Raw genomic sequence first — 11,213 nt, 5'->3', positions numbered from 1 at the left:
CCCCCGCCCAGCCTGGAAACCCAAGGCAACGACGGCTTTTCGCCTGTCCGGCTGTTCGCGTGTTCGGCGCAAAAAAAAGGGCCCGGCAATGCCGGGCCCTCTTCTGAGACTGTACAACCAGAAGGATTAGTTCTGGACGTTCAGCTCGGTACGACGGTTCTTTGCACGGCCTTCCGGGTTGTCCGAACCATCCGGGTTGGTGTTCGGCGCAATCGGGCGGCTCTCGCCGTAACCGATCGGACCCACCAGACGCGAAGCGGACACGCCGTTCTTGGTCAGGTAGTCGTACACGGTGGTGGCGCGACGCTCGGACAGCTTCTGGTTGTAAGCGTCGGTGCCCTTCGAGTCGGTGTGACCGGCCACTTCAACGCGCAGATCCGGGTAACGCTTCAGGATCTCGGTGGCTTCGCTCAGGATCGCCACGGCGTCCGGACGCAGGGTCGACTTGTCGAAGTCGAAGTTGACGCCCTTCAGGTCGATGGAGACCGGCACCGGGCAGCCGTCCGGACCGATGGTCTGGCCAGGCTGGGAGTTCGGGCACTTGTCGTCGCAGTTGTTGACGCCGTCACCGTCGTCATCCAGGTCGGCGCAGCTCGGGGCAACCGGTGCCGGAGCAACGACAGCCGCGGTCGGGGCCGGGCCCAGCGGGATCACGACGCCGACCGAAGCCAGCACGTCGCCGAACCAGTCTTCCGTCGGAGCAGCGATGCTCTGGTCGTCGAAGTCAGCGCGGTAGGCCACTTCGGCGCGCACAGCAACGCGCTTTTCGAAGGTGGTCTGCAGACCAACGCCGACCTTGGCGGCGAAGTTGCCGTCCTTGCGCTCACGCGGACCGTTGTTGTCCAGAGCCGGGTACTCTTCTTCCGACTTCTGGTAGCCCAGACCCATCAGCAGGTACGGGTTCCAGCCACGGCCTTCGGAGATGAAGTGGCGACGCAGGTCGATCGAGGCGCCGTACTGGCTCCAGTTCAGATCCTGGTTGGCGTCGAAGTTCGGGTTCTGGTAGTTCAGCTCACCGTCCAGCGACCAGTTGGGGCTGATGAACTTACCGAGGCCCAGGGTCACGAACGGAGCGTCGTTGGTCAGACGGTCGTTATCCTGGAAGTTGAAGCCGGCCGAACCGGTCAGGTACCAGCGGTCGTCAAAATCCTGCGCCGATGCAGCCTGGGCGAAAGCCAGACCGCCCAGCAGCGCGGCAGTGAGGATCTTCTTGTTCATTGAGTACAGCTCCTATTTCGGGGGTATGAAACCGGTAGAGGCATGGGCCAGCACTACTGCGTCGTTTTCAGACTGCCGATTCAGCACGCCACCGCCGCGAACATTATGCTCAGGAGGGTGAAGGTGATGTTAACAGTCCCGTAACATGTGAAGAGAACGGCCAGGCCTCTACCCGGCCCAGCGGGTGGCACCGTATACAGGTTGATGAAATTGCGCAAGCGCCTTTGATGACAAGGGTTTCCCGGGATTCATGCCGCTGCGGGTGCCAAGGGTGAGTATTTCTCCCCTGCGCGAAGCCCGCATTGATTCAGCGCAGAAACAGCAATGTCAGCAACCGTATGATGACGCTATCACCCCGATATCGGAGCTGTCATGAAAGCCGTCGGACTGACCCGTTACCTCCCCATCGACGATGCCCAGGCCCTGCAGGATCTGCAGCTTCCCGCGCCGGGCGCGCCGCAGGGCCGCGACCTGCTGGTGCGGGTCCAGGCGATCTCGGTGAACCCGGTGGACACCAAACTGCGTGCCCCGCGCGAGGGCCGGGAAGACCCGCCGCGCATCCTCGGCTTCGACGCCGCCGGGGTGGTCGAGGCGGTCGGGCCGGAGGTGACCGCGTTCGTGCCGGGCGATGCCGTCTATTACGCCGGCGACGTCACCCGGCCAGGCTGCAATGCCGAATGGCAATGGGTGGATGAGCGCCTGGTCGGACGCCAGCCGACCACCCTGGACGCCGCTGACGCCGCCGCGTTGCCGCTCACCGCGCTGACCGCGTGGGAACTGCTGTTCGAGCGCATGCCGCTGCACTTTGATGACCGCCAGCATGCCGGGCAGCACCTGCTGGTCATCGGCGGCGCCGGCGGCGTCGGTTCGATCGCGATCCAGCTCGCGCGGCATGCCGGCTTCACGGTGATCGCCACCGCCTCCCGCGACGCGTCGCGCGCGTGGTGCACGCAGATGGGCGCCGACCATGTGATCGACCATCGCCAGCCGCTGCTGCCGCAGTTGCAGGCACTGGGCATCGACCAGGTCGAGGTGGTACTGAACCTGGCCGACACCGACCACTACTGGGACGCAATCGGCGAGCTGCTGGCACCGCAGGGCCATGTCGGGCTGATCGTCGAACCGCGCGGTGCGCTGCGCATCGGCGACCCGTACAAAGCCAAGTGCATCGGCATCCACTGGGAATTCATGTTCGCGCGGGCGCGCTTCCGCACCCACGACATGATCGAGCAGCACCGCATCCTGGGCCGCGTGGCCAGCCTGGTCGACGCCGGCGAACTGCGCAGCACCGCGCATACGCGGCTGGGCCCGATCAACGCCGCGAACCTGCGCGAGGCGCACCGTCGCCTGGAAACCGGCGGGGTGCTCGGCAAGCTGGTGCTGTCCGGCTGGGACTGACCGCCCGCCGTGCCGCTGTCGGCACGGATTGGCAGGCATCTGTATCTGTCCGCGCGTCCCGGCCGGCCCTACATTCAAGGGCCCCTCCGGTGAACGCGCCATGCCCACGTCCCTCCCCCTGCGTCTGATCCAGCTGTTGCTGGGCTTGTTCCTGTATGGCATCGGGGCGGCCGTGATGATCCGTGCCGCCATCGGCGTCGCGCCGTGGGATGTGCTCTCCCAGGGCATCGCCCTGAACACACCGCTGTCGTTCGGGGTGGCCACCAACGTGATCGGCGCCCTGGTCCTGCTGCTGTGGTGGCCGATCCGGCAGAAGCCGGGACTGGGCACGGTAATGAACGTGATGCTGATCGGCCCCAGCGCGCAGTTCGGGCTGTGGCTGCTGCCGGAGGTGCACGGCCTGGCATGGCAGATACCGACGTTCGTGCTCGGCCTGCTGCTGGTCGCGGTGGCCACCGGGCTGTACATCGGCGCACGCTTCGGCCCGGGACCGCGCGACGGTCTGATGACCGGCCTGCACGCCAGAACCGGCTGGCCGATCTGGATCGTCCGCAGCCTGATCGAAGGCACCGTGCTGGTGATCGGCTGGCAGCTCGGCGGCAATGTGGGCGTGGGCACCCTCGCCTTCGCCCTGCTGATCGGCCCGCTGTGCGGCGTCACCCTGCCTTTCTTCGGCATCCACAAGCCCACCCCGGCCGCCGCCGCCCGGTAACGCCGGCCGCCGCCCCAACCGCCGCCCCTTGCCGTTGGGGCGGTTTCGCGGCACGCTTCACGCTTCCGTACGCAAGCGTATCGACATGTCGCCAGCCGCCGAATCCACCGCCTATCCCCATCTGTTCACCCCGCTGGACCTGGGCTTCACCCAGCTCCGCAACCGCGTGCTGATGGGCTCCATGCACACCGGCCTGGAAGACCGGGCCCGCGACTTCCCGCGGCTGGCCGCGTACTTCGCCGAGCGCGCGGCCGGCGGCGTCGGCCTGATTGTCACCGGGGGCTTCGCCCCGAACGTGGTGGGCTGGCTCAAGCCGTTCGGCGGCAAGCTGTCCTGGCCGTGGGAGGTGCGCCCGCACCGCCAGGTGACCCGTGCCGTGCACGACAACGGCGGGCGTATCTGCCTGCAGCTGCTGCACGCGGGCCGTTACGCCTACCACCCCCTGTCGGTGGCACCGTCCCGGCTGAAAGCACCGATCAATCCGTTCACCCCGCGTGCGTTGTCCGCCCGCGGCGTGGACCGCCACATCGCCGATTACGCGCGCAGCGCGCGGCTGGCCCGCGACGCCGGCTACGACGGCGTGGAAGTGATGGGATCGGAAGGCTATCTGATCAACGAATTCATCGCCCCGCGCACCAACCAGCGCACCGACCGCTGGGGCGGCGACGCCGCGCAGCGCATGCGCTTTGCGGTGGAGATCGTGCGCCGCATCCGCGAGGCGTGCGGCCCGGACTTCATCATCATCTACCGGCTGTCGCTGGTGGACCTGGTGGACAACGGCAGCAACTGGGAGGAGATCGTGCAGCAGGCGCAGGCGATCGAAGCGGCCGGCGCGACCCTGATCAACTCGGGCATCGGCTGGCACGAGGCACGCATTCCCACCATCGCCACCTCGGTACCGCGTGGCGCCTTTGCCGGGGTCACTGCCAAGCTCAAGCCGCACGTGCGCGTGCCGCTGATCGCCACCAACCGGATCAACATGCCGGATGTCGCCGAGCGCATCCTCGCCGGCGGCGGTGCCGACATGGTCTCGCTGGCGCGCCCGCTGCTGGCCGATCCGGAGTGGGCCAACAAGGCGCGCAGCGGGCGTCCGCACGCCATCAATACCTGCATCGCATGCAACCAGGCCTGCCTGGATCATGTGTTCGAGAACAAGACCGCCAGCTGCCTGGTCAATCCGCGGGCCGTGCATGAAACCGAGCTGGTCTACCGCCCGGTCACCACCGCGCGACGCGTGGCTGTGGTGGGTGCGGGGCCGGCCGGCCTGGCCTGCGCGACGGTGGCCGCCGAGCGCGGGCACCGGGTGACGCTGTTTGATGCCAACACCGAGATCGGCGGCCAGTTCAACGTCGCCAAGCGCATCCCCGGCAAAGAGGAGTTCCACGAAACCCTGCGCTATTTCGGGCACAGGCTGGCCGAGACCGGGGTGGACCTGAAGCTGGGCACCGTGGCCGACGTCGCCACGCTGGCCGGCTTCGACGCGGTGGTGGTCGCTACCGGCATCACCCCGCGCCAGGTCGATTTCCCCGGTGCCGACCATCCCAAGGTAGTCAGCTATCTGGACGTGCTGCTCGGCCGGGTCACCGTGGGGCCGCAGGCGGCGATCATCGGGGCCGGCGGCATCGGCTTCGATGTCGGCGAGTTCCTGGTGCATGAAGGCCCCTCGCCGGCGCTGGATACGGCGCGCTGGATGGCCGAATGGGGCGTGGACCCGAGCTTCGAGGGCCGCGGTGCACTGGCGCGACCGGCCCCGGAAGCGCCGGCCCGCAAGGTGTGGCTGCTGCAGCGCAGCCCGGGCAAACCGGGTGCCCGCCTGGGCAAGACCACCGGCTGGATCCACCGCGCCACGCTCAAGGCCAAGGGCGTGACGATGCTCGGCGGCGTGGAGTACCTGGGCGTGGACGACGCCGGCCTGCGCGTGCGTGTGGGCGACCAGGAACAGACCCTGCCGGTCGATCACGTGGTGATCTGCGCCGGGCAGGAACCGCGTCGCGACCTGCATGCCGCACTGCTGGCGGCGGGGGTGCAGGCACACCTGATCGGGGGTGCCGATGTGGCCGCCGAACTGGATGCCAAACGCGCGATCCGCCAGGGCAGCGAGCTGGCAGCAGCGCTGTAGAACGGGCTGCCGGCGCGCGGCCGGCACAACCTGAATGGGCGAATCCGGCCGACCTCCGAACCTGAATGTCAAGTCTTCGGGTTCAGGATGCATTGGGAAATGGCCCCCTATCGTGCGCCAACTTTCCCGCTCACCACCCAGTTCGAGTGAGCGCGCGGACCCGTCATCCTGATCGGGCCCGCCCCCGGGCGGCCCCGATGGCCGCCTCCCCATGACGCCAAGTCGTACCCCACGCCCCGTCCGCACGATCGGATGGACAGCCAGGTGCGGCCCATACGGAGCAAGGAGATTTATGAAACTGGCCTGGATTCTCTGGCTGTCGCAGTTGTTGCCGCAGCCGGCCGCCGATTCGTTGTGCCTGAGCACGACCGTCTACCTCGAAGCGCGTGACCAGACCCTGCGCGGCCAGCAAGCCGTCGCGGAAGTGGCCCTGCGCCGCCTGGACAGCGGCCTGTGGGGCGACTCGATGTGCCAGGTGGTCACCGCGCGCAAGCAGTTCGCCCCGACCATCGTGGCCCCCGGTACCCAGCTCGGCAACGCCGACGCCTGGCAGGAAGCGATGACCGTCGCCTTCGACGCCGAGCGCAACTGGGCCCTGCCGGTGGGCGAGCGCAAGGAAATCGTGCCCGGTGCCAGCCACTTCGCCGCGTTGGCCATCGCCAACCCGAGCTGGCGCAATGCCTACCAGGTGGCCACCATCGGCGACCACACGTTCTATCGCGTGCAGAAACTCAAGCCGCGCGCGTCGTAACGATCTGTTACGGCCATACCGTTGAGGATGCGTGGCCCGCTCTGGAATAGTGGGCGGCTCACCCATCACCATCCGCAACGGAGTTCCCATGAAGCTGTACAGCAAGCCCGGTGCCTGCTCCACCGCCGACCACATCGCCCTGCAGTGGACCGGCCAGCCGTATGACGTGGAACTGCTGACCAAGGAAACCCTGAAGGCGCCTGCGTTCCTGGCCATCAATCCGGCCGGCTCGGTGCCGGCGGTGGTCGACGGCGACTTCGTGCTGACCCAGAACGCCGCGATCATGGGCTACATCGCCGATACGTATCCCCAGGCCGGTCTGGCCGGCGACGGCAGCGCCCAGCAGCGCGCCGAAGCGACCCGCTGGCTGTCCTTCGTCAATTCGGACCTGCACCCGGCGTTCTCGCCGCTGTTCGGGCCGGGCAACTACATCGGCGACGAAGGCCAGTACGACGCGATCCGCGCCGCCGCACACAAGCGCCTGCGCGGTCTGTTCGAGCGCGCCGACAAGCAGCTGGACGGCCGCCAGTGGCTGGCCGGTTTCCGCAGCTTCGCCGATCCGTATTTCTACATCACGCTGCGCTGGGCGGCCGGCGTCAAGGTCGATCTGACCGGCCTGGACAACATCGCCGCCTTCAAGCAGCGCATGGACGCCGACCCGGGCGTGCAGGCCGCGTTGAAGGCCGAAGGCCTGATCTGAGCGGGCCAGCGCGATGAACAGAAAAAGCCCGGCCATGCCGGGCTTTTTTCATGGCCGCGCTCAGCCGATCTCGCGTACCGCGTTGTCCTGTGCATCGCGCAGGATCGTCGGCACCACCTCGATCACCAGGCCGGCCTCCGGCAGCGGATAGCGGCCGCGTTCGGCATGCACATCGCGCAGCAGCGCGTCCAGGCTGGCGGGCGTCAACGTGCACGTCATCTCATCCTCGCCCGCAACAAGCGCGTCGCGGCCACCGGGCTGGAAGGTCCACGCACGATCGCTGCCGATCACCGTCAACGGGTTGCCGTAGCGCAGGCGCAGCGGCAGCAGTTCGAGCAGGCTGGGTACCTGGCCGGCGCCGAGGACCAGCACCGTGCTTTCGCCCTCCTGCCGCCACGCCAGCGTTTCCACGAACAGCATCGCGGTGCTGGAGCCGTCGCGCGCGCTGCCCGCCTCCACCTGCCGGGCCAGGTCCGCATCGTCGAGCAGCGAGGCACGATGCAGATCGGTGATCCACAACGGCATGCCCGGCTCCAGCGCGTGCAGCACGCCATCGGTGGACCAGCGCTTGATCGCAGCCATCTCCGCATCGCTCAGGCCGATCACCTGCAGGAACGACAGGTGGCCGTTGGCGGTATCGCGCGCCGGCAGCTGCGGGTCGGGCAGGAAGGCCACGTGACGCAGGCAGGTGTCGCTATCCAGCGCGATCGGTCCGTTGGCATCCATGTGATGCCCGGCCTCGAACACGTTGCCGGTAGCGAACACGTAGCGGGCCAGATTCTGCAGCAGGTTCATCGGCCACGCGGGCGGGGCCGCGGCAGCGTCGTCCACGGCCAGGCGGAAGGTCAGCTCGAAGCCGAAACCGCTGGTCTGCGCATCGTCGCTCTGCTTGTCGTACAGCTCGGAGAGGCCGTAGGTGACGTAGTGCCAGTGCGGGCGCGGGGCGGTGGCCCAGTACACGCTGATGCCGTCCAGCGGATCCTTCCCGCCCAACGTGTAGGGCAGCGCCGTGCCGTAGTGCTTCGGCTCCTGGCCGGGATACAGCGCGGCCAGGGCCGCGTTGATGGCATCCCAGCCCGGGGTGCCGTCATCGTCCTTCGTGGGGTCCATCGCGTGGCTCCTGCGTGTGTAGCCTGGCAAGGTAACGCCGGTGCGCGGCGACCACCACCCTTGCCCTGCGCCACGCGTCAGCCAGGAACAGCGGCCGCGGTGTCCTGCAGCGCTGGCGCTGGCGCGGCAGGCGCATCGAGCAACGCATGGGTATCGCTCAGCCAGCGGCTGGCCAACGCCGGGCTCCTGGCCTTGGCGACGGCAGCGGCCATGTCCGGCCACAGTTTTTCCAGGGTGCCGGCATCGGTGCAACGCTCGATCTTGAGCTGCATGAAATAGCCCTTCAGCCCAAGGTGCCTGCGCACCGACTCGCTCATCCAGTCGTACAGGCGCTTGTACAGGTCCGGGTCCTGCTCACGGCCGGCGGTGAGCGCGCGCGCGGCCGGCGGCGCTACCGCACCGCCGATGATCTCGATCAGGCCCATCCCGGCAAGCTGCGCCAGGGCGTCGTCCGGCGCGCGCAGGCCGGGCAACAACGCGGTCAACGCATCGTCATCGCGCTGACCATCGACCATCAACAGAATGGACCGCAATGACGGCGGCAGACGCCGCGCGCGGTCCTCGATTTCCTGACGGCCCGCGGCCGTCTTGGCATGGATGTAGGCCATGTGGTGTTTCCCCCTGTCACCTGCTGCATTGCCACGCCTGGCAGCCAGCCGTTGGCCGGTGCACGTGCGCCCCCTTGCGACCGTTCCAGGCGGTTACCCTCGTCGGCGCTCCCGCGCGCGCCGTGTCCCCAGCGCGCGACGCCAGGCCCCGGGGCCTGCAGCGGTCACGTCCGGAGCTTACCTGAGGCTGGCCGACACCCATAATGCGTTGCAGCAACGCGTCGGTCAGGCGTCCGCGCGGAACTGCAGATACCGACGGGTAGCGCGGAGGGTCACCAGCATCAGCACCGGGAACGCGATCAGCTGCAGGATGTTCAGCGGCCGCGAGTACCACCATGCCGCGGCGATCAGATACATCACGTAGGCCAGCAGGCAGCCCCACCCGATCGCCGTGACCAGCGCCTTGCCCACCCGCATCCTGTGTTCGATCGTCATGCTGCGCTCCCTGCGGACCCGGCTCCGGCGCGGACCCTTGCGGGGCCGCGCATGCGCAGTTGCAACATGCGGCACGGACGGTACGGGTCAGCGCCCCAGCGCGCGCCGGATCTCATCCAGCGCGCCCGGATCATCCAGGGTCGACAGGTCGCCCGGATCACGCTCCTCGGCCAGCGCCTGCAGCGAGCGGCGCAGCAGCTTGCCCGAGCGCGTCTTCGGCAGCGCGTTGACGATGTGGACGTGCGCCGGCCGTGCCACCGCTCCCAGCGACTGGGTGACCCGCTGCATCATCTCGGCGATCACCGCCGCCGGCTCGGTCGTGGCCTGCTTGAGGGTCACGAACACCAGCGGCACCTGGCCCTTGAGTTCGTCCTTGACGCCGATCACCGCCGCTTCGGCAACCAGCGGATGGCCGGCGATGCACTCCTCGATTTCGCGCGTGCCCAGGCGGTGCCCGGCCACGTTGATCACATCGTCGGTGCGGCCCAGGATGAAGGTGTAGCCGTCCTCGTCGCGGATTGCCCAGTCCAGCGAGCTGTACAGCAGTTCCTTGAAGTGGCTGAAGTAGCTCTGCAGGAAGCGGTCGTCGTCCTTCCACACCGTGGTCATGCAGCCCGGCGGCAGTGGCGGGCTCATCACCAGCACGCCCTTCTGCCCGGCCGCCACTTCCTCGCCGGTGTTCTCGTCGATCACCTTCATCCGGTAGCCGAGGTTGGGGAACCCGGGCGAACCGAACCGCACCGGCTTCATGTCCACACCCGGCAGCAGCGTCAGGGCCGGCCAGCCGGTTTCGGTCTGCCAGTAGTTGTCGATGATCGGCTTGCCGAGCGCATCGTTGATCCAGTGCGCGGTGGGCTCGTCCAGCGGTTCGCCGGCCAGGAACACGTACTGCAGCGCGGACAGGTCGTGGCGGCGGATGAAGTCCACGTCATGCTTCTTCAGCACACGGATGGCGGTGGGCGAGGAGAACAGCGTGCGCACGCCGTACTGCTCGCACAGCGCCCACCAGATGCCGGGATCGGGGTTGGTCGGCAGCCCTTCGTAGAGCAGCGAGGTGCAGCCGCCGATCAGCGGCCCGTACACATTGTAGGAATGCCCCACCGCCCAACCGACATCGGAGGTGGAGAACATCACCTGCCCGGGCCGGCAGTCGAACACCGTTTCCATCGACTGCGCCATCGCCACCGCGTAGCCGCCCACATCGCGCTGCACGCCCTTGGGCTTGCCGGTGGTACCGGAGGTGTACAGCAGGTAGCTCGGCTCGCTGGATTCCAGCCACACCACCGGCACGTCCTGGTCGCCAACCTCGGCGCGCAGGCTGGCGTAGTCGACGTCGCGCCCCGGCACCTTCGGCTCGGCCGGGTCCAGCCCGCGCGAGACGATCAGCACATGCGGCGGCGGCGACTGCGCTTCGGCGCAGGCGGCATCGACCATCGCCTTGTACGGGATCACCTTGCCACCGCGCTTGCCGGCATCGGCGGCGATCAGCAGTTTGGGTTCGGCATCGTCGATGCGCAGCGCGAGGTTGTGCGCGGCGAAGCCGCCGAACACCACCGAGTGGATCGCACCGATCCGCGCGCAGGCCAGCATCGCGAACACGGCCTCGGCCATGTTCGGCATGTAGATCACCACGCGATCGCCACGCTGCACGTCCAGCCGCTGCAGCACTGCGGCGAACGCATTCACTTCGCGGTACAGCTCGCGGTAGGTGATCTCGCGGGTGACGTCGGTTTCGGTCGAGATGGTCACCAGTGCCAGCTGGTCCGGCCGCTCGACCAGATGGCGATCCACGGCGTTGTAGCAGAGGTTGGTCTGGCCACCGACAAACCAGCGGCGGAACGGCGGGGTGCTGTAATCGAGGATCTGCTGCGGCGGGACATGCCAGTAGATGCGCTGCGCCTCTTCGGCCCAGAACGCCTCGGGTTCATCGATGGAACGTCGGTACATCTCTTCGTAGCGCATGACAGCCCTCCCAGACAAAGTCATGGGATCGAGCATAGTCCGATGGCGGCGAACGAACCGCACGACCTTGGTCGTACACCGGATCTGTAGGGCCGGCCGCTGGCCGGCGCCTTGCGCAGCCGGCTGCCTGGAGAGCCGGCCAGCGGCCGGCACTACCGGGAAACGGTCCCTGGCATGACCGAAAAAAAAAAGCCAGGCAA

The 11,213-nt window shown here is 67.9% G+C and carries 10 protein-coding genes; 5 read left to right on the top strand and 5 right to left on the bottom strand.

The window, feature by feature from the left end:
- Positions 1-126 precede the first annotated feature (126 nt).
- Positions 127-1,218, bottom strand: a complete 1,092-nt coding sequence (locus ACO6VK_RS18420; protein ID WP_017356946.1) for an OmpA family protein — start codon at positions 1,216-1,218, stop codon at positions 127-129.
- A gap of 372 nt (positions 1,219-1,590) precedes the next feature.
- On the opposite strand from ACO6VK_RS18420, the gene ACO6VK_RS18415 reads away from it, so the two are divergent.
- From ACO6VK_RS18415 to ACO6VK_RS18395, 5 genes are all read left to right on the top strand, one after another.
- The gene (locus tag ACO6VK_RS18415) at positions 1,591-2,616 is read left to right on the top strand and encodes a zinc-binding alcohol dehydrogenase family protein (RefSeq protein WP_422509652.1); all 1,026 of its coding nucleotides are present in this window, start codon (positions 1,591-1,593) and stop codon (positions 2,614-2,616) included.
- 100 nt (positions 2,617-2,716) lie between these two features.
- Entirely contained in the window at positions 2,717-3,328 is a 612-nt protein-coding gene (locus ACO6VK_RS18410) for a YczE/YyaS/YitT family protein (protein WP_422509650.1), read from the top strand.
- An 85-nt stretch (positions 3,329-3,413) separates the two neighbouring features.
- Positions 3,414-5,447: an FAD-dependent oxidoreductase gene (locus ACO6VK_RS18405; protein WP_422509648.1), complete on the top strand. Its 2,034-nt coding sequence runs from the start codon at positions 3,414-3,416 to the stop codon at positions 5,445-5,447.
- Positions 5,448-5,739: 292 nt separating this feature from the next.
- Entirely contained in the window at positions 5,740-6,198 is a 459-nt protein-coding gene (locus ACO6VK_RS18400; protein ID WP_411850035.1) for a cell wall hydrolase, read from the top strand.
- Positions 6,199-6,286: 88 nt separating this feature from the next.
- Positions 6,287-6,898: a glutathione S-transferase N-terminal domain-containing protein gene (locus tag ACO6VK_RS18395; RefSeq protein WP_422509646.1), complete on the top strand. Its 612-nt coding sequence runs from the start codon at positions 6,287-6,289 to the stop codon at positions 6,896-6,898.
- Between the two features lie 60 nt (positions 6,899-6,958).
- On the opposite strand, the gene ACO6VK_RS18390 is transcribed toward ACO6VK_RS18395, so the two are convergent.
- From ACO6VK_RS18390 to prpE, 4 genes are all read right to left on the bottom strand, one after another.
- The gene (locus ACO6VK_RS18390) at positions 6,959-8,008 is read right to left on the bottom strand and encodes a suppressor of fused domain protein (protein WP_422509644.1); all 1,050 of its coding nucleotides are present in this window, start codon (positions 8,006-8,008) and stop codon (positions 6,959-6,961) included.
- A gap of 77 nt (positions 8,009-8,085) precedes the next feature.
- Positions 8,086-8,616, bottom strand: a complete 531-nt coding sequence (locus ACO6VK_RS18385; RefSeq protein ID WP_422509642.1) for a hypothetical protein — start codon at positions 8,614-8,616, stop codon at positions 8,086-8,088.
- Positions 8,617-8,841: 225 nt separating this feature from the next.
- The gene (locus ACO6VK_RS18380; RefSeq protein ID WP_422509640.1) at positions 8,842-9,051 is read right to left on the bottom strand and encodes a hypothetical protein; all 210 of its coding nucleotides are present in this window, start codon (positions 9,049-9,051) and stop codon (positions 8,842-8,844) included.
- A gap of 87 nt (positions 9,052-9,138) precedes the next feature.
- The gene (gene prpE / locus ACO6VK_RS18375) at positions 9,139-11,013 is read right to left on the bottom strand and encodes a propionate--CoA ligase (RefSeq protein ID WP_422509638.1); all 1,875 of its coding nucleotides are present in this window, start codon (positions 11,011-11,013) and stop codon (positions 9,139-9,141) included.
- Between the last annotated feature and the right edge of the window lie 200 nt (positions 11,014-11,213).

It is taken from the genome of Stenotrophomonas sp. GZD-301 (genome assembly GCF_049310345.1).
Taxonomy (GTDB): Bacteria; Pseudomonadota; Gammaproteobacteria; order Xanthomonadales; family Xanthomonadaceae; genus Stenotrophomonas.
This window is presented reverse-complemented; position numbering and strand designations above follow the sequence as displayed.